The sequence below is a fragment of the Crateriforma spongiae genome (assembly GCF_012290005.1).
Lineage (GTDB): Bacteria > Planctomycetota > Planctomycetia > Pirellulales > Pirellulaceae > Crateriforma > Crateriforma spongiae.
On sequence record NZ_JAAXMS010000012.1, the window covers coordinates 1 to 19,967 of the forward strand.

The window sequence follows — 19,967 nt, forward strand, 5'->3', positions numbered from 1 at the left end:
GTATACGCATGTCGTTATCGTTCAATGTTCATGACGGTGGCCCGATTCATGCAAGCATGACGCTTTGGCAACGGCTATGATCGTGGGCGACCACTGGTCATCCCACCTGTCGAATCGTTTTCCCGCCTGAAATCTTCGGAACACGTCATGACGTTTGCTCTTCCCCGTCTTCGACCCTGTCGATGCTTGTTAACGATTGCCATCGTGTGCGTCGTGTTTCTACCATCGGCCGCCGATGCCGAAGCAACCAAGATCAAAGACCTGGAATTCGCCAGTCCGGACGGGCACTCGCTGAAGCTGGACTTGTATTTGAGTCCGCAGCCTGACAGCCCGCTGTTGGTATGGATTCACGGCGGCGGATGGCGTGCCGGCAGCAAAGCACGGTGCCCGGTTTCCTGGTTGACCGACGAAGGCTTCGCTGTCGCCAGCATCTCCTACCGCCTGACCGACAAGGGGACGTTCCCGGACCAGATTCACGACTGCAAAGCCGCGGTCCGCTGGCTTCGCGCGAATGCAGACAAGTACGACTACAGCGTCGACCGCATCGCGGTCGCTGGCAGCAGTGCCGGCGGACATCTTTCTGCGTTGCTGGGCACCACCGGCGGTGTCAAAGTCTTGGAAGGAAACGTCGGTGGCAACGAAGATCAGTCATCGCGTGTCGATGCCATCGTCGACTTCTTTGGCCCCACCGACTTTGTGCACCGCACCAAAACACAACCGCACAAGACGACCGAAAAAGGATCACCGGTCAGCCTGCTGTTGGGCGGACCGGCCGACAAGAAAGTGAAAGCCGCCAAGCTGGCATCACCGATTCACCATGTCAGCGCAGATGATCCGCCGCTGTTGATCTTCCACGGAACCGACGACACTACGGTTCTGATTGCTCAATCGGATCGATTCGCCGACGCCTACCGAAAGGCAGGCTTGAGCGTCCGATGCGAGAAGCTTGACGGTGCCAAGCACGGCGGCGCGGTGTTCTATTCAGGCGAGCAACGGAAGACGCTGACCGAGTTTCTGAACAAGCACTTGCGTTGATCGACCGGCTTCCTAGCGATCCAACGGCGCGTCGGCCAAGTGGATTTCGACCGCCGTCAGCCATCCCGCTTCGATGCTCGCTTCGCGATAAGCGAACTGCACGTCACCGACCTGCCCCATGTGGACGGTGCCGCGTTGATCGGTGAACGTGGGGACTTCTTCCTCGGGCACCTGACACGCGGCTAGCAGATTCAAAAGTGCGGAAACGGGGACGGGGGTGCCTTCGGGCCGTCTGCCACGTCTGGATCGATACGAACGCTTATCAGTACTCTCGGGCAGCGGCAGAGGATCTTTGCTGATGATCAACCACATCGACATCGCTTCGGTCGGCTCGGTGCCACCGATCACCTTGCCATCGGCCGGCATCGTCACCGACAGTTTCTGTTCAAGACGCTCCAACTGCGGAAGATGCCGTTGGCTTCCAGTACAGCCGACCGTCAACAAAAACGCTCCGACAAGCCAGGCGAAATGCAGCGGTGCAAACGATCTATTCGACGTCGGTTGCAATCTCGCCTCCGTTGCGACTTCCCATGGCCCACCATGTCTGCAGGTCGATAGATTCGGATTGAAAATTCACGCTGCCATCGGCCATCAAGACGTGAATGCCGCCGACGTGATGGCTGCCCGGTGTGACCAGATTACTGCCGATCCCTTCGCCACCATAGATGTGGCAATTGCGATCACCGATCGGCATGGCGTGCATGTAGGTATTGGCGGCAAAAGTCCACCCGCTGATCCAGGCATGGCCGTGCCTTTCGATATAGGCTGGGTCACCATGAGTCACCGAACCACAGTAAGGAATCCACTTCTCCAGTGAACGGGCACGATGGGAACTACCACAGAAGGATTGCATGTTGACGTCCGTGTTACCGGCGACATAGCTACCACCCCAGGGACTCGTCACCACGGAAACCGAACTAATCTTTCGTTCCGCCACTGCGGCAGTGTTTGACAGGCCGTCGGTGATGTCACGAAAGCGAATCTGGGGCACTTGCCAATCATCCGGACTGGAAGGGTTCAGCAATCCAAAAACTCCGTTTTGCTTCTCAAGTGGGCTGTCATCGTTGCCGGGCCAAAACGCAAGTTTGGGCCAACCCACGTTCCCTGCATAACTTCCTGGGGCCAACGTTTCCCCATCATCGTGATACTGCAAAACGGACGCCGGATCCGACGGACACAAATAGGTACCGATCATCGTCTTGGCGGCCTGGGAATTGGGGTGATTCGGCCCGATGCTGTAATTCAGATAATCGCTGCTGACGTTGTAGTTGCAGTGATCCGCAAGCGGCTGGCTAAAGTCGATTTGGTCGTACAGCGTTTCCTGTTCGACAAACGGCAGGATCATCGCAAGCCAACTGTAAAACCCACTTCCACAGCCGCCGTCCGATTTATCCGGTCCGGTGGTCGTGGTTGGAATGTAATGATGGGCGCCATGGTAGTTGTGAAGCGCGAGCCCGACCTGCTTCATGTTGTTCATGCACTGGGTGCTTCGTGCGGTTTCGCGAGCGGCTTGCACCGCGGGCAAAAGCAGCGACACCAATACGCCGATGATGGCGATCACCACCAGCAGTTCCACCAGCGTGAACGCCATCCGTTGGGTTCGTTGTCGAACAATTTTCATCTCAAGTTCCCGTGCGCAATTCATCGTTTGATTCTAGTCTTTGTGTTCTTCGGTCGTCCAATCCTTGGATCACCGACACTCCGGGCCAACGCGTCCAGTCGGCAAGCGAGTCGACGCTGAAACGACAAGGAATCGCCAACGACTGCTCAAGTTTTTAAGGATTCGGCTCATACGCGAGATCGGTCGCAGCCCTTTAGTAAGCCGCTTCGTCTTGTCCCCAACGCCGCCACGCCGCTGAGAAACACCAACATCCCGAACAAAAGTTCGGGACGTCGTTGACCAGACGGCTGCGGCTGTGGAGACATATCAATGCTGTCGATTCACTGTTGAACAGTTTCAGACACTAGGCTTGGGCGACGGCCGACTTCGCCTTGCGGCGACGACGGATGTAGGTGCCACAAGCGCCGACTGCTGCCAAAGCGGCAAAGCTGCCCGGCTCCGGAACCGCGGTGGCGGAAGCCGTGAACTCGACTTCATAAACACCTTCCGCGGTGAACCCATAGTTGAAGTGATCATGCCCCCCGACCCCGAAGGTGATCTGGTCAACTGCGGGATCAACCCCGTCGATTGCGGTCGACATAAATACATCGGGCGGATTAACACCGTCAGCCTGCCAAATAGCGAATTGCCCAGGTCCTGAAAACCCCGTAAGAGACAGAGTCACATCACTGGTAATTGGAGGATTCGTCAACTCCTCACCTGCTATTCCGATAAACGGAATGCCCGCGGTGTTGCTTTGCGGAAGCCGCCAAATTGTATCACCTGTGTTCGTTCCGAGGAATGAAATTGGGCCCGAAGTGATGGAACTCGTTGAACTGGCAGCACGAATGTACGCCTCGTGAGGCTCCAGTTCCAAATCCGAATTTGGCGCGGAGTCATTTAAACCATCCACAAAGTGATAGTGCAGTTCCAACTCGCCGTCGTGGTAGCCAACACCGATATCACCGTGGCCCGTGTTCCACTCGTTCGCAAAGCCAGTGCCCGTATAAGGGTCATCACCAACCACAAAAGTGAAGACCGCTGTATCGGTAACTGTCGCTGCTGACGCGGTGCCGGCCGTGACGCACAGAGCGCCCAGGCAGCAAAGGGGAATCAGACTTTTCCTGAGATACTTCATCTTGTCTCTTCAAAGTTCAAAATAGGTTTTTAAAAAATCAAAACTTTGGCTGCCTTGGGTTCACTCACGCACCGGCAGCCGGTTCCTTGCGTGAGCGACAATGGGGCTCGGCGGTCGACGAGCCCACCACGGGATTCGTCAGGCCGAGGCACGTTGTCTCGGTGAAATCTTGTTGTTGTCTTCTGGATGCAAACCGGACGGGCTTGTGCCACGGACACGACAGACCGCATTCGGTTGTTTGGCAGTGAATGCCCCACGGCACGCACGCCAACGGTTTGACACAGGTTGGTCGGACCGGGCGTCGCACCATCGACGCACGCGCACGCGAGGATTCCAGATGGATTCATCAACGTGTCAGCGATGGCGACCCGAGCGTGAACGTCGCGCAGACCACCGACGAGATCCGCGCAGCTGACGAACGGTCAGCAAGCCACAGCGATCAAGACGTCGGACGCATTAGACGGTGCGACGGGGAGGCCCACGTGCGGAGCAATCATCACGCGGCAACGGGTCGACGACCGGGCCCTGTGACAGCCCGACGTAACCGACCACACAACGGTCAAAGACGATGTCGGGGTACCAAGAAACGATGCCGGCCGGAGCCGCCAAGGACTGGCAGATCGGGCAAGTATCGTGGTCGTGGGGTGACGAATCGCGGGAAGAGTCGAGTGGAGAATGGTCGTGCGATGTCGACTCCGCATGCACGGCCAAACCATCATCACCAGCGCCATCATCACCAGCGCCATCATCACCAGCGCCATCATCATCAGCGGCATGGCAATGGTGGCAACATCCACCGGATGGCACGGAAAAGTCGGACGCTACCGCGGCAAGATGACCATCACAATTCGAAACGTGCCACCATGCAGGCATCTGCCCCATCACCAAGACGGCGAGGAGTGCGTGACAGACAGCCAGTCGGGACAGAGAGATCACGGTTCGCCTGACGCGTAACCACGGAATTGACGATTGCGAGGGTCCGACCAAAGACTCAACCGACTACGGTAAACCGGGTTATCCGGTTCGTCAATGAAGTCCCCGTCAACGATGGGTGAAGAACTTGGCCGCATCGCTGACAGCCCCCCCGTTGGTGCGAACCGGTTGCCCTTCGAGCCCCCGCACCGCCCCTAGGTGGACGGACGAGCAGCAAGCGTTTTGCTGTAACCGAACAGCTTCGCCTGGAACTCGGCAAACAATCGGCTGTGGAAACGGTACGGGTTGGTCACCGCGACGATGGTCCGCGACGGCCGCGGCTTGCCAAGGGATCGATAGACGCGGCGATCGCACTGGTCCAGCCGCCGAGCCATTTCGGGAATCATGGACACGCCATGTGATAGCGAGACCAGTTCTTGAACGGTCGCCAGCTGATTCGCGTTTTCGACGGCCACGGGCCAAACCGACTGTTCACGACAGAACGTCGTGATGTTGTCCGATAGGCAGTGTGCCTCGTCCAACATCACAAACGGCTCGTCTTCGATGTCGGACAACCGAATGCGTTTCTTTTCACAAAGCCGATGGCCCGGCGGCAGCAGCAACACCAATTCCTCTGCAAACAAACGTCGGACTTCGACGTATTTCTCCGTGACCGGTTCGGCCAGGATCGCGATGTCGATTTCACCTTGCTTGATCTTCTTCAGCAATTCCTCGGTCGTGCTTTCGTGGACGATCAAGTGCGACCGTGGGAACGCATCGGAAAATTGCTTCAGCAAATCCGGCAAAAAGTACGGGGCGATCGTGGGTATGGCTCCGACACGAATCTTCCCCGTTTCACCGTCGTCGGTGATCTCCGCCTGCGTGTCTTCGACGATCCGCAGAATCTGTGTCGCACTGCGCTGGAACAACACGCCGGCGTCGGTCAGTTCGACCGAACGAGGCTTGCGCTCGAAGAAAGGTTGCCCGAACTCTTCTTCCAATCGCTGAATCGACCGGCTGAGCGCAGATTGCGACAAGTTCATTCGCGTGGCGGCTTCGGTGAAGTTGCCCGTCTCGGCGACACACTGGAAGTATCGCAGTTGATCCATATCCATCGCGGGGAAGGCTCCGTTTGAACGCGGTTCCCGAGGTCAAAGACACCGGCCGCAAGTGTCCGACAGTTGCGGCCAGCCCCATTATGCACCAAACGCATTGCGGGCATACAAAGAATGCATTGGACGCAGCCTTGGCAAGCCCGATAATTCCTAGTGAGACGACGCTCCGTCGCCCCCTGATCTCGCCACCCCAACCGCAGGAATCCATTGATGATGAAAACCCACGAGGAAAACCGACGTCTTGCCAGCCGCCGCGCCAGGACTTCACCGCGTTTGCGTCGCCGAAAGCCGGGCGTGCGCCGCATCGCGTCATCGCTGGCCATCGCCCTGGGCCTGATGATCCCGGCACCAATGGGCTTGGCCGTCGCCCAGGACGCAGGATCCCAAAACGCAGGAGCCCAAAACGCAGGTACCCAGAACAGCCACACCTCGGCCAGTTCCGATGCCCTGGCCCAGTGCCCGGTGATGGGACCGTCAGCGGGCTCCAACCGGCACACGATCGCCGGGTCGATGAGCAATGGTGATTGGTGGCCCAATCAATTGAACCTGGACATCCTGCACCAGAATTCGGCCAAGAGTAACCCGATGGGTGACGACTTTGACTATGCCGCCGAATTCAATTCGCTGGATTTGGAAGCGGTCAAAAACGACATCAAAACGTTGATGACGACCTCGCAAGATTGGTGGCCCGCCGATTACGGACACTACGGGCCGCTGTTCATCCGCATGGCCTGGCACAGCGCGGGGACCTATCGGGTGACCGATGGTCGCGGCGGTGCTTCGGACGGAACCCAACGATTCGCACCGCTGAACAGTTGGCCGGACAACGCCAACCTGGACAAAGCACGTCGTTTGCTTTGGCCGATCAAACAAAAATATGGACGCAAGATCTCGTGGGCTGACCTGATGGTGTTGACCGGCAACTGCGCGTTGGAATCGATGGGCTTTGAAACGTTCGGCTTCGCGGGCGGACGCACCGACGTTTGGGAACCGCAAAAGGATGTTTACTGGGGCCCGGAAAGCACGTGGCTGGGTGACCAACGCTATGAAGGCGATCGCAATCTGGAAAACCCGTTGGCCGCGGTGCAAATGGGGCTGATCTATGTCAATCCCGAAGGCCCTAACGGAAAGCCCGATCCCCTGGCCGCCGCCAAAGACATTCGTGATACGTTCGCACGAATGGCCATGAACGATGAAGAGACCGTGGCCTTGATCGCCGGTGGTCACACGTTTGGCAAAGCACACGGTGCGGCCAGTCCCGAAGGCAACGTCGGCCCCGAACCCGAGGCCGCCGACTTGACCGCGCAGGGTCTGGGATGGATCAACCGTCATGGCAGCGGAAACGCAGGCGACACGATCACCAGTGGTTTGGAAGGCGCGTGGACCACGACGCCCAACGAATGGTCGCATGGGTACTTTGAAAACCTGTTCGAATACGAATGGAAACTGGTCAAAAGCCCCGCGGGAGCCTGGCAGTGGACGCCGACCGACGAAGCCGCCCAAGACACCGTCCCCGATGCGCATGATCCCGCAAAGGCACACGCGCCGATGATGTTCACGACGGACTTGGCCCTGCGGATGGATCCGGCATACAACAAGATCTCGCGTCGCTTCTACGAAAACCCCAAACAGTTCGAAGAAGCATTCGCCAAAGCCTGGTACAAGCTGACCCATCGTGACATGGGACCGACATCTCGGTTGTTGGGCGATGACGTTCCGCCGCCCCAGGTTTGGCAAGACCCGGTGCCAACGGCCACGGGTAACTTGATCGGCCCGGCCGAAGTCGCCCAACTGAAAGAACAAGTCCTTGCATCGGGGATCGCGACCAACGACTTGGTTTCGACCGCTTGGGCATCGGCATCGACCTATCGCGACAGCGACATGCGGGGCGGGGCCAACGGAGCACGCATCCGTTTGGCACCGCAAAAGGATTGGGAGGTCAACAATCCGGCGAAGCTGGCGGGGATCCTGCAAAAGCTGGAAGGCATCCAGAAACAGTTCAACGGTTCACGCAATGACGGCAAGCAAGTGTCCATGGCGGACCTGATCGTGTTGGCCGGTTGTGCGGGAGTCGAACAGGCCGCAGCAAAAGCCGGCGTGGACATCACGGTTCCTTTCACTCCGGGACGAACCGATGCGACCCAAGAGATGACCGATGTGGAATCATTCGAGTATCTGAAACCGGTCGCCGATGGTTTTCGGAATTACCAAGCACACAACGCCGATCGACCGGCCGAAGAATTGCTGGTCGACAAAGCCAACTTGCTTTCGTTGACCGCACCGGAAATGGCGGTCTTGGTCGGCGGCATGCGTGCGCTCGGAACGAACGCGGGATCCGGACCGTTGGCGGATCTGGGCAAATTGACCAGTCGCCCCGGTGTGTTGACCAACGACTTCTTTGTGAACTTGCTGGATATGAACACCACATGGGAAAAATCGCCGATGTGTGAACACTTCTTCGAAGGCCGTGATCGGTCGACCGGAGAACTGAAGTGGACCGCCAGCCGAGTCGACTTGGTGTTCGGATCCAATTCTCAGCTTCGCAGCATCGCCGAGGTCTATGCCAGTGATGATGCCCAGGAGAAGTTCGTCCAAGACTTCGTCGCCGCCTGGGACAAGGTCATGAACTTGGACCGGTTTGACGTGAAGCACGGCAAGGCCGCGCCGGCAGCGCAAGTCGTTGCCAAGTAAGTCGGCATAATCACGACGTCGCAATACCAACGACTGTCCGCCTGTCTAAGACTCTCGCCAAGCGTCTTGTCTGCCGTTCCGTGCAGACAAGACGTTTTTCTTGTGCCAGCGGTGGTCGGATCCCCCTGGCTGGTCGACAGAAATATCCACGGTCATCCGGAACTTTGGCGTCGCGTTTGCACGGTTGGCGGAACGAACCCGATCGAACTTCCTTCCAACCCCGGTTTGCCAAACATGACTATCACCAGCGTCAATCCCGCAACAAACGAAACCATTCGCCAGTTCGAGGCGCTTCATAAAGACGATGTGACCGACGCGGTGAACAAAGCCCATGAAGCATTTCAGACTTGGCAAAAAACGACGTTCGAGCAGCGCAAGAAATGCATGCTGAAATTCGCCAAGCTCCTGCGCGACGATGCCGACGAATACGCGCGGATCATCACGCTGGACATGGGAAAACGCATCTCCGAGAGCCAGTATGAGATCGAATACTGCGCCAATATCGCCGAGTACTATGCCAACGGCGCCGAAGAATTCTTGGCCGACCAGAGCATGAATCAAGACGACGCCGATGCGTACCTGCGTCATGAACCACTGGGCGTTTTGCTGGGGGTGATGCCGTGGAATTTCCCGTTCTATCAGGTCGTTCGATTCGCGACGCCCAACATCATGGCGGGCAATACGATCTTGCTGAAACACGCCAGCAACGTCCCCCAGTGCGCCAGCACGATCGAAGACTTGTACAAAGAATGTGGTCTTCCCGGTGGCGTGTACCAGAACCTGTTCATCCCGTCAGAGTTCGTTGAAGTCATCGTTTCAGATTCTCGGGTCCAAGGCGTTTCGTTGACCGGCAGCGAACCGGCCGGACGCGCTGTCGCGGCTTTGGCCGGAAAGAACCTGAAACGCAGCGTTTTGGAACTCGGCGGCAACGACCCGTTCATCGTTCTGGAAGACGCGGACCTGGATGACGTCGTGGAAAAGGCTGTCCAAGGTCGCACCGTCAACGCGGGCCAGTCCTGCGTCGCCAGCAAGCGTTTCATTGTTGTCAGCGACATCGCCGATGAGTTCATGAAACGGTTCAAACAGGCGATGTCGTCGCTGCAGTTGGGCGATCCCATGGACGAAGAAACCACGTTGGCACCGCTGTCCAGCGAAAGCGCGGCGGTCAAACTGCAAGAACAAGTCCAATCGTCGATTGATGCCGGCGCCACCGTCGTGTTGGGCGGTGATCGCCCTGACCGCGAAGGTGCCTATTTCAATCCGACCATTTTGACTGATGTCACACCAGACAACCCGACCTTCGATCAAGAATTGTTTGGTCCGGTCGCGACCGTTTATGTGGTGGACGATGAAGACGCCGCCGTCGAACTGGCGAACCGTTCGTCCTACGGCCTGGGCGGCAGCGTGTATTCCACCGACCGTGAACGTGCCGAGCGCATCGCCCGCCGTGTCCATACCGGCATGATGTTCATCAACCAGCCGACAAAATCGCAGGCCGAATTGCCGTTCGGCGGGATCAAAAATTCCGGCTACGGCCGCGAACTTTCGCACCTGGGAATCTTGGAATTCGTCAACAAGAAGTTGATCCACCTGGGCCCACAGTCATGATCACTGCCACGACCATCCCGGGTCGTCGAACGTCACCACCGACGCACCGGTTGGTGACGTTTGGTTTGTCGCGACCGTCGCTACGGCTTCACCGGCAAAGCTTGGCGACTGGGTGCGGTGGGTTGCCCGGAATCAACAATCTGGCGGTAATCCTTCAGCAACTGGTCCACGGTGGCCCGGTATTCGGATTGGTCGACCAAGTTATGACTCTCGGTCGGATCATCCATCAAGTTGTACAAGCTTTTGGGTTCGAACAAGGTGCGCTTGTGATTGCTTTGGATGATCAATTTCCAAGGCATCCTTCGGAACATAACCTCATTCCTTGATCCGGCCTGTTGAACGAAATACGGGCGCGGTTGAAATTCGCCTTCACCAGTCAACAGTGGCAAGAAGTTATTCGAATCGGGCGCCTGACCCACAGGAATCTCGGTACCGACCAAGGCGGCAAGCGTTGCCACCAAGTCCTGGTTGACCACCAATTCGTCACAAACGCCCGCTTCGATTTGTGACGGCCAAACGGCGATGAAAGGAACTCGGTGGCCGCCTTCCAAGGGTGAATTCTTGCTGCCGTTCCATCCGCCGCCGGGTGCATAGCCGTGCTTGGCCGCTTTCCCGTCGGTCAAGCCGCCATTGTCAGACATCAGAACAATCAACGTGTTGTCATACGTGTCGGTGGACTTCAGCGCATCGACGATGCGTTTGATCTGCATGTCCAGTTCCGCCACCATGTCCAGGTGATTCGACGGCGTGGTTCCCTTGATCGGTTTGCCGTCAAACTCGGCCGGTGGACGGTGTGGCAGGTGAACCGCGTGAGTGCAGAAGTACAAAAAGAAAGGCTGGTCGTTCGTTGCCGCACTGCGAATGAAGTTACTGGCCTTTTGCGAAACAAGCTTGCCCAGCTGACTGGCATCCCAATTCGAATCTCCCAGCCCCGGTCCCTTGTCCGAAACGTCTTGCGGATGCTTTGCCGTTTGTTCGTTGAAGAAAATGATTTCCGAATCGTCGCCCAGGGGGAACCAAGTCTGGTTCTCATAAACCGTATAGATCGGTCCTTGAATTCCGCAGGGAACGGTGAAGTCATAATCAAATCCCATGTCGCGAGGGCCACCACCGACCATCTTTGACATGTCGACTTTGCCGGTCAGATCGCCATTCTTTGGTCCGCGATAGATCTGGTCTGATCCGGGAATCAGAAAGTCACCTCCAAGATGCCACTTGCCGACAAACCCGGTCCGATAACCGGCGTCTTGCACCACACTGCCCAAGGTGGCTTCGCCTTTGATCAGAGCGGACGGTGCGAACGTGCTCCAGACGCCCCAGGGCGCGTAGGATCGGTAACCATTCTTCCCGCTCATCACGCTGTAACGTGTCGGTGCACAAAGCGCCGTCGCGGAGTGTCCGTCGGTGAACCACAAGCCATGCTCGGCCAGCGCATCGATGTTGGGTGTGTCGACGATCGGATCCTGATTGCGAAACTTCCGCGCGTGAAAGCCGACGTCTCCCAGGCCCAAATCGTCTGCCATGATGACGACGATATTGGGCGATGTGCTGTCGGCCCAGCCATCGGCAACGGCCAATGTGATCAACAACGGAATCAGTAAGAAACGGTTCACGATTCGATTCTCTCATGCGAAACAGACGCGGGGCGGACAGTTCGGTGGGAACGGTCCATCGGCGGCCAGAAAAAGACACGCCTCGGATGTCTACAATAAACAAGTTTTCGCTCATCGACAGCCATCACGCCGGTCGCCGACGTCCAGCGGTCTTGGGTGATCGATCTATGCCAAAGCACGCACTGCTACAATGTGCCGCACCCCGGTCCTTCGACACTCGGCCCAAGTCGGCACAATTTTGCCACGCGATCGCCCTGTGCTCGTTGCCGATCGGAACATCCCATCCGCGATTATTCGGAGCCCGATATGTGCGATCCCAAAACCTACGAAGAAGACCTGAAGAAGTACTCCCGTCGTGACATTGGCGCTTTGGCCGCCGCCGGGATGGGAGCGGCGATGATGTTGCCCAGGGCAGCCAACGCGGTGGACGTCAGCGATCAAGACGTCACCATCGAAACTCCCGACGGTGTCTGTGACGCGTACTACGTCACGCCGGCATCAGGGGCTCACGCCGCCGTTCTGATCTGGCCCGACATCTTCGGTTTGCGGCCCGCGTTTCGACAGATGGGCAAACGCTTGGCCGAATCAGGTTACAGCGTTTTGGTGGTCAACCCGTTCTATCGAAAACAGAAAGCACCGACCGCCGCCAAAGGTGCCAGCACGCCGATCAACGATGTCCGTTCGCTTGCTCGCACGTTGTCACCCGAAACTCACACGACCGATGCCAAAGCATTCGTTGCTTGGTTGGATCAGCAGGCACAGGTCGACACATCCAAAAAGGTCGGCACCACGGGCTATTGCATGGGTGGCCCGATCGTCTTTCGCACGGCCGCGGCGGTTCCCGATCGCGTCGGTGCCGCGGCAACGTTCCACGGCGGCGGGCTGGTTTCCGATTCACCGGACAGCCCCCATTTGCTGATCCCCGAGATGGAGGCACAGTTCTTGATCGCGGTGGCCGAAAACGACGACCAGCGTGATCCGGAAGCCAAAAACGTCTTGAAAGAATCGTTCGCTCAGGCCGACCTAAAGGCCGAGATCGAAGTCTATCCCGCCGGCCACGGTTGGTGCCCGCCCGACACTCGCGTCCACAACCCGGAACAAGCCGAAAAGGCTTGGAGCCGTATGCTGGCGTTGTTCAAAGAAACCTTGGCGTGACCCCACGGTCGCCGGCAAATGATTCAATGTCATTTGGCCGGATGATACAGGTGACGCGATGCGGTGATCGCGAAGAAGATCGTCAGGGCGCTGATCACGACCAAGAATGCAGCCGCGGTACCGGTCGCGCCCGCCACGGGAGCCAACACGGCGGTCAGCCCCAGCAAGGCGATCGCCGCAACGGCTTCACAAGCGATCACAAATCGGTTGAAGTTCACAAACCGCAGATAGGCGGGTGCGAGTGACCAATACGCGGTGACGCAGCCGCCGGCCGAAACCAAACACAACGCTGGATAGCCGGCGACATAGGCGTCGCCATACAGTCGCAAGATCCAACGTCCGAACACGATCACCACCGTCATGAAGATCGCACACAGGGATCCGATGAACAGATGCCGTTTCCAGCTCAACTGTCGGGCACGATCGATATCACGCTGATGCACCAGAACCGACATCTGTGGCTGGTAAAGCTTGTCGGTGGACTTGGACAACAACAGGACTTGCAACCCAATCTCCGATGCGGCGGCGAAATAGGCAACCTGGGTCTCAGCAATCGGCAGCATCTCCATAGCGATGATGGGCAACCGGAACAGTGAGGCTCCCAAAAAGCCTGAAACTGCAAAGTAAAACCCTTGGCTCATCCAAACCCCGGTTCGATAAACGGGCTTGCTTTGCCGAATCGTGGAATCGGTGATTCCGATCAACACGCCCCAACACAGAATCGCCCCCAGGACGGAACCGAGACCATAGATGGCGACACCCTGCATGGAGTTGAGTGTTTCGCCGCGTGTCCAGAAATAGAATAAGACAGCTAGGCTGGAACCGGGAATTAGAAACCGCGAAACCAGGCTGCCAAAAACGGACATCCGATTGGCCATCAACAGATCAATGCCGACACCACTGAGCGCGGTCAACGGCAAAAACAGTGCGGCGATCGCCGCGGGGTGACTGGTGAACGGTCCGTCTTTGCGCCATTGGCCGATCAGCATCACCGCGGCCAACGCCACACTGATCAACAACACTGACACGGCGCTGTAGCGGTAATATCCTAACAGCCGTCCCCACCGCTTCTTCAACCGGTACCTGGGCAAAACCTTCATCGCGTACTTGCCGACCCCGGCTTCGGAAATCGTTGTCAGCAAGCCCAAGGTTGCGACGGCCACCGCATAGTCTTCGAATTCATCGGTGCCCAACAGACGTGCGGCAAACACGGACGTGGCGAATCCCAAGACAGAACCGACGACGGTCAGCACCAACAAGATGTTGGCGCGCAGCAACCCGTCGTCGATCTCAACGGTACGGTCTGTGGGAGAATTCGCCATGCTTAGGACTATGTTCCAGCGCGGCGAACATTGCCAGACGCAACGAAAAAATCGGTGTCGGTTCGCACCAAAGACGGGGACAAAACAGCAATTTCAGCAACAGCCATTAGCACGACCGTGCCAATCGACGGTCCGCATTGGCGGTCGGTGCGCCATGACATGACGGTGCCCCATCAATCCAACCGTCGCACAAACCGCTTTCGATAGGCCGCGGGGGTCATCCCGGTGGCTTGTCGAAAACGCTTGGTCAAATGACTCTGGTCGGTATAGCCGACGTCGACCGCAATTTGCGCCAGCGTCAGCGAGGTCGTCGTCAATAATTGCTGCGCCGTCTGGATTCGGACGGACCTCAAATAGTCGTTCGGCGTCATGTGCAACAGTTGGCGAAACCGGCGATTGAAATGAGTCGTCGAAAGGCCCGTCATCTCCGCCATGGACGCCATCGAAATGGGTTCGGCATAGTGACGTTCGATGTACCGTGCGCACGGTAACAGTTCTTGCAGATAACCCGACAGTTCGCTGTCGCGCTCGATGCGGTACATCGATCCGGCCAACCCGATCACCTGACCTTCCGGATCCATCAACGGGGTCTTGGTCGACACGTACCATCGCGGGACTCGGCGACGGTGCAACACCAGCCAGACCTGTCCCGGCATCGGCTGGGCCGACTTCATCACCCGACGATCTTCGGCGATGTACGCCTCGGCCATCACAGGGGGATGCAGGTCGCGATCCGTCTTGCCGATCGCTTCGGATTCATCGGCAAAGCCGTGATTTTCCAAAAACTGTTGGTTGACTTTGACAAACCGGCTGTCGCGATCCTTGGCATAGAAATAGGTGTGCGGCAGACAATCGAACAAGCGAATCACCGACTCGGCCAAAGGATGACGGCTGAAAAATGCATCCTGAATCGATTGGGGCACCGGTTGACTCATGGTCAAAACGTACCATTTCGACCGTCCACTGTCCAAGAAACCGCTGCCTCATTGGCCTACACTGAATCGACCAAGGTCTTGGCACCTTCCGCGTCCGGCCCCACCGATCCCCCCCGCTTCCCCCAATCTGATCCAAGCGAGATCCATGACGTATCGGGATCCATCCTTTACCGTCGCCGATCGGCCGTTGTCCCAACAGCGATCGGCAATGTCGGTGCAAAACGCAGACAACCGCCGGCCACCCCGTCAGCGAAACAAAAGAATGCGAATCATCGCAGGACAACCGTTCTGTTGGTTGTGGTTTGTTTGTGTGGTGACTTTTGCCAGTTTCGCATCGGCCGACGACATACGATTTTCGCGAGACGTGTTGCCGGTCTTGTCGGATCGATGTTTTCATTGTCACGGTCCAGACGAATCGAATCGCGAAGCCGACTTGCGTCTGGACATCGAAGACGCCGCGAAAGAAGACCGTGGCGGTTATTCAGCAATCGCCGCCGGCGATTTGGAGGCCAGCGAAATCTGGCTCCGCATCACCACCGACGACGAATCCATCCGCATGCCACCGGCGGATTCGCACCGGAAACCTTTGACCGCATCGGAACGCGACTCGATCCGCGATTGGATCATGCAAGGTGCGAAATGGGGCAAACACTGGTCCTTTGAACCGATCATCCGCCCCCGGGTGCCCCCGCACGCGGATCATCCCGTCGATGCCTTTGTGATCGACAAGTTGCAACCGATGGGCTGGACGCTCAGCCAACCGGCTTCGGCACGAACACAGCTTCGTCGTTTGTCGTTCGACTTGACCGGATTGGCCCCAAGCAACGACGAGGTCCGGGCGTTGGTCGATGCGTCACAGTCACAGTCGGAGACCGATGCGGCTTGGAACGAAGCCTTGGACCGTATCTTCGCTTCTCCCGCCTATGCCGAACGGATGGCCATGTGGTGGCTGGATGCCGCGCGCTATTCCGATTCCGATGGCTATCAGCAAGATGCGACTCGCCAAAATTGGCCTTGGCGTGACTGGGTGATCCGACAGTTCCAACGCAACCGTTCCTTCAAGGACTTCACCATCGAACAATTCGCCGGCGATTTATTACCCGACGCGACCGACGAACAACGCTTGGCGACGTGTTTTCACCGCAACCACATGACCAACGGCGAAGGCGGACGCGATCCGGAAGAATCACGCGTCGACTATGTCATCGACCGGGTGAACACGACGGGCACCGTGTGGTTGGGTTTAACGCTGGGCTGTGTGCAGTGTCACAGCCACAAGTTCGATCCGATATCACAACACGACTATTACGCAATGGCCGCGTTCTTCGACAGCATCGACGAAGACGGCAAAGCGGGCATGTCGGCGAAACCCTATTTGGATTACACGTCCCCCGATGTGCAATCATCAGTCGAACAGCTGGCGGATTTCGTCCAACAATGCGAAGACGAACACAACACCGCCTTGGCCGATGCCGACGAGCGGTTCGAATCACACCTGGAACTACTGTCATCGGATTCCACACCACCGTCACCAGCCTGGTGGGATGTCCGCCCACAAGTCCAAAGTAGCGAAGGCACACGGTTTCAGGTCGAACCGGACCACACGGTCCAAACCCATGGTCCCACGCCGGAACAGGACGACTATCGCGTCATCATTCAGGTCCCCGATGACATGCCCATGGTCACCGGATTTCGTGTGGAGATCTTTCCGCACCAGTCCCATGTCGACGGACGCTTCACACGGACCGGAAACGGCGAATTCACGTTGACCAGCGTGTTGGCCCTCGGCCGCCGAAATAACAGTCCCGCTGAATCGCAATTGGAACTGGCAGGTGCCGTTGCCGATTTCGAGCCCGACAAGGATCGCAAAAGCAAATGGGATCGCCGCTATGCGAACATCGCCGAAACGCTGAACGATGATGCACGCGACGGTTGGACCACCGAAGGCGCAAAGACGGTCACACCGCATGTCGGGGTCTATGAATTGACCCAACCTTGGATCGTCCAACCCGGCGACCAGTTCGTCGTCGTGCTGCGTCAACGTTCCACCCACGGCGATGCCAACATTGGTCGTTTCCGAATCGCCTTGGCGTCCGAACGTGGTGAAACGGTGCGACGTACCGACGGTGATTCACCGATCGCACACCTGCACCGCACCGTTTCTGCCGGTGACGAGATCACCGACGAACTTCGCGACCGATTGAGACAACAATTTCTGTTGGGCGACACGGACTACCAGACGGTGCTGCAGCGATTACAGACGGCTCGATCGCAATTGGCGGAACTGAAGAATCAAGCCAAACCGCGAAAGGTCATGGTGCTGCGGCAACGCGACGAACCACGCGATACGCACGTCTTGGTGCGTGGCGTCTGGGATGCCAAAGGCGACATCGTCCAGCCCGCCATATTGCCCAGCGTGTTGCCGCGCCCGGCCGACGCGATCCAGGACCGATTGGACTTGGCTCGCTGGATCGTCGATCCCGAAAATCCGCTGACGCCCCGGGTCGTGGTCAACCATCTGTGGCAAATCATGTTCGGCGCGGGACTGGTGCGAACCCCAGAAGACTTTGGCTTGCAAGGCGAACGTCCCACGCACGATCGTTTGCTGGATTACTTGGCGGTGGAATTGATTGAAAGCGATTGGAATGTCCAGCACATTTTGCGTCTGATCGCCACCAGCGACACCTATCGACAAAGCAGCGTCGTGTCACCGGAACAATTGGCCGAAGATCCGGAAAACCGGTTGCTTTCAAGAGCTTCGCGATACCGATTGCCGGCGTGGATGATCCGCGACAACGCGTTGCATGTCGCCAAGCTCTTAAACACGACCGTCGGCGGGCCTCCGGTGATGCCGTATCAACCGGACGGCGTCTGGGCAGAAATCACCATGGGGCGATTCGATTATCAACACAGCTTGGGACCGGCACAGTATCGGCGCACGATCTATGCGTTTTGGCGACGTAGTAGCGCGCCGACGTTCCTATTCGACAGTGCCCAGCGACGCGTCTGCGAAGTGGGGGTCCGTCGGACCAACACGCCACTGCAGGCGTTAACGCTGATGAACGACACCACAATGTTGGAAGCTTCGCGAGAGATGGCGGATCAGATCGTCGCAGAAAATAAGTCAGGCCGTTACACCGGAGACCCCAAGCAGGACGTCCAGCGGATGGCGAGTGCCGTGCTGTCCCGTCGCTTCGACGCCGGCGAAACCGCTGCATTGGTCGAATTATGGCATTCCACCAGGGACCACTATCTTCAGCACACCGACCAAGCGATCGCATTCTGCACGGTCGGGCAACAACCGCCGCCGCGTTCCGATTCGGCCGCATCCACGGCAGCCTGGATGACCGTGGCTAGTTTAATTCTGAATCTTGATGAAGCGATGACACGCGAATGAGGCGAACCGAGATGAACCATCACTGGAACCAATTGGGCCGCCGCAGTTTCTTGCAACAGGCCGGCTTTAATTTCGGCGCCCTGGCCGCCGGGGCGATGCTGGGCGATCAGGCCGCCGCGTCCGAACTGAAATCGGCACTGCCCCATTTCGCGCCCAAAGCCAACCGGGTGATTTTCTTGACGCAATCGGGCGGTCCGTCCCAGATTGAGTTGTTCGACTACAAACCCGACTTGGCCAAACTGGCCGGGACCAAGCTTCCCGACAGCGTTCGCCAAGGCCAGCGTTTGACCGGCATGACCAAAGGCAAGCCCCAGTTGATCATGCCGCCGATCACCAAGTTCCATCGGCACGGCGAATCGGGAACACTGTTGGGCGAATGGTTGCCGCATCTCGGGACGATTGCCGACGAGATTTGCTTGGTCAAATCCATGGTGACCGATCAGATCAATCACGCGCCGGCGATGACCAAGTTTTTGACCGGGCACCAGTTACCCGGACGACCAAGCTTTGGTTGCTGGGCCAGCTATGGGCTGGGCAGCGTCAACCGTAACCTGCCCGACTACGTCGTCTTGATCTCGCGTATGAAACGCGGCAGCGATCAACCGCTGTACAACCATTATTGGGGCAGCGGTTTTCTGCCCTCGCGTCACCAGGGCGTGAAGCTTCGCAGTGCGAAAGACCCAGTGCTGTACTTGAACGACCCCGACGGCATGCCGCGTTCGCTACGTCGTGAAATGTTGGACGCGATGGGTGACTTAAACCGGAAACATCATGCCGAAACATTGGATCCGGAAATCGAAACACGGATCCAGCAGTACGAGATGGCGTTTCGGATGCAAGCCAGCGTGCCCGAATTGACCGACTTGTCGGACGAACCCGATTCAACGTTTGAACTTTATGGCCCCGATTCGCGACGACCTGGCAGTTATGCCGCCAACTGCATTCTGGCGCGACGGCTGGCCGAACGCGACGTTCGCTTCATTCAGTTGTTCCACCCCGACTGGGATCATCATTCACGACTGCGGTCGTGGTGTGTGTCGCGTTGCGTCGACACCGACCAACCCAGCGCGGCGTTGATCAAGGACCTGAAACGGCGTGGGTTGCTGGACGACACCCTGGTGATCTGGGGTGGTGAATTCGGACGTGGCGTCGCCGGTCAGGGCCAATGGGATTCGCCCGAAGCCGGGCGAGATCACCATCCGCGATGTTTCACCATTTGGATGGCGGGTGGCGGCGTGCGTCCGGGAATCAGTCACGGTGCGACCGATGACTTCAGCTACAACGTGGTCGAAAATCCCGTTCATGTCCGCGACCTGCACGCCACCGCATTGCACTTGCTGGGCATCGACCACCAGCGTTTCACGCATCGATTCCAGGGCCTGGATTTCAAGCTGACCGGAGTCGAACCGTCCCGAGTGGTCAAAGACATTCTGGTTTAGATCCGGG

Annotated in this window: 14 protein-coding genes; 7 read left to right on the forward strand and 7 right to left on the reverse strand. The window is 57.8% G+C overall.

Annotated elements, in window-relative coordinates:
• The first annotated feature begins 213 nt into the window (after window positions 1-213).
• Window positions 214-1,035 (forward strand): alpha/beta hydrolase fold domain-containing protein, encoded by an 822-nt coding sequence (locus tag HFP54_RS23545; protein WP_315853969.1) that lies wholly within the window; start codon window positions 214-216, stop codon window positions 1,033-1,035.
• Between the two features lie 12 nt (window positions 1,036-1,047).
• On the opposite strand, the gene HFP54_RS23550 is transcribed toward HFP54_RS23545, so the two are convergent.
• The 3 genes from HFP54_RS23550 to HFP54_RS23560 form a co-directional block, all read right to left on the reverse strand.
• Window positions 1,048-1,476: a hypothetical protein gene (locus HFP54_RS23550; RefSeq protein ID WP_168567045.1), complete on the reverse strand. Its 429-nt coding sequence runs from the start codon at window positions 1,474-1,476 to the stop codon at window positions 1,048-1,050.
• Window positions 1,477-1,522: 46 nt separating this feature from the next.
• Complete coding sequence (locus tag HFP54_RS23555) at window positions 1,523-2,656, reverse strand: DUF1559 domain-containing protein (protein WP_168567138.1); 1,134 nt, start codon at window positions 2,654-2,656, stop codon at window positions 1,523-1,525.
• A gap of 343 nt (window positions 2,657-2,999) precedes the next feature.
• A complete protein-coding gene (locus HFP54_RS23560; RefSeq protein WP_168567046.1) occupies window positions 3,000-3,773 on the reverse strand; it encodes a choice-of-anchor M domain-containing protein in 774 nt (257 codons plus the stop codon).
• A gap of 681 nt (window positions 3,774-4,454) precedes the next feature.
• On the opposite strand from HFP54_RS23560, the gene HFP54_RS23565 reads away from it, so the two are divergent.
• On the forward strand, window positions 4,455-4,727 hold the full coding sequence (locus HFP54_RS23565) for a hypothetical protein (RefSeq protein WP_206036368.1): 273 nt from the start codon (window positions 4,455-4,457) through the stop codon (window positions 4,725-4,727).
• Window positions 4,728-4,900: 173 nt separating this feature from the next.
• Here the strand turns inward: HFP54_RS23565 and HFP54_RS23570 are convergent, their stop codons facing one another.
• Window positions 4,901-5,800: a LysR family transcriptional regulator gene (locus HFP54_RS23570; RefSeq protein ID WP_168567048.1), complete on the reverse strand. Its 900-nt coding sequence runs from the start codon at window positions 5,798-5,800 to the stop codon at window positions 4,901-4,903.
• Window positions 5,801-6,136: 336 nt separating this feature from the next.
• Between HFP54_RS23570 and katG the strand changes: the two genes are divergently transcribed.
• Window positions 6,137-8,491 (forward strand): catalase/peroxidase HPI, encoded by a 2,355-nt coding sequence (gene katG / locus HFP54_RS23575; protein ID WP_390658250.1) that lies wholly within the window; start codon window positions 6,137-6,139, stop codon window positions 8,489-8,491.
• 234 nt (window positions 8,492-8,725) lie between these two features.
• Window positions 8,726-10,099, forward strand: a complete 1,374-nt coding sequence (locus tag HFP54_RS23580; RefSeq protein WP_168567049.1) for an NAD-dependent succinate-semialdehyde dehydrogenase — start codon at window positions 8,726-8,728, stop codon at window positions 10,097-10,099.
• 80 nt (window positions 10,100-10,179) lie between these two features.
• Here HFP54_RS23580 and HFP54_RS23585 read toward each other — a convergent pair whose 3' ends face one another.
• Complete coding sequence (locus HFP54_RS23585) at window positions 10,180-11,712, reverse strand: sulfatase family protein (RefSeq protein WP_315853971.1); 1,533 nt, start codon at window positions 11,710-11,712, stop codon at window positions 10,180-10,182.
• A 306-nt stretch (window positions 11,713-12,018) separates the two neighbouring features.
• Between HFP54_RS23585 and HFP54_RS23590 the strand changes: the two genes are divergently transcribed.
• Complete coding sequence (locus HFP54_RS23590; protein ID WP_168567050.1) at window positions 12,019-12,867, forward strand: dienelactone hydrolase family protein; 849 nt, start codon at window positions 12,019-12,021, stop codon at window positions 12,865-12,867.
• A 29-nt stretch (window positions 12,868-12,896) separates the two neighbouring features.
• Here HFP54_RS23590 and HFP54_RS23595 read toward each other — a convergent pair whose 3' ends face one another.
• Complete coding sequence (locus tag HFP54_RS23595) at window positions 12,897-14,189, reverse strand: lipopolysaccharide biosynthesis protein (RefSeq protein WP_168567051.1); 1,293 nt, start codon at window positions 14,187-14,189, stop codon at window positions 12,897-12,899.
• 173 nt (window positions 14,190-14,362) lie between these two features.
• The gene (locus HFP54_RS23600; RefSeq protein WP_168567052.1) at window positions 14,363-15,124 is read right to left on the reverse strand and encodes an AraC family transcriptional regulator; all 762 of its coding nucleotides are present in this window, start codon (window positions 15,122-15,124) and stop codon (window positions 14,363-14,365) included.
• Between the two features lie 262 nt (window positions 15,125-15,386).
• Between HFP54_RS23600 and HFP54_RS23605 the strand changes: the two genes are divergently transcribed.
• Window positions 15,387-18,521 (forward strand): PSD1 and planctomycete cytochrome C domain-containing protein, encoded by a 3,135-nt coding sequence (locus HFP54_RS23605; RefSeq protein ID WP_235952277.1) that lies wholly within the window; start codon window positions 15,387-15,389, stop codon window positions 18,519-18,521.
• The gene (locus HFP54_RS23610) at window positions 18,518-19,960 is read left to right on the forward strand and encodes a DUF1501 domain-containing protein (RefSeq protein ID WP_235952279.1); all 1,443 of its coding nucleotides are present in this window, start codon (window positions 18,518-18,520) and stop codon (window positions 19,958-19,960) included. The genes HFP54_RS23605 and HFP54_RS23610 overlap by 4 nt, the downstream gene beginning before the upstream one ends.
• Window positions 19,961-19,967: the final 7 nt, after the last annotated feature.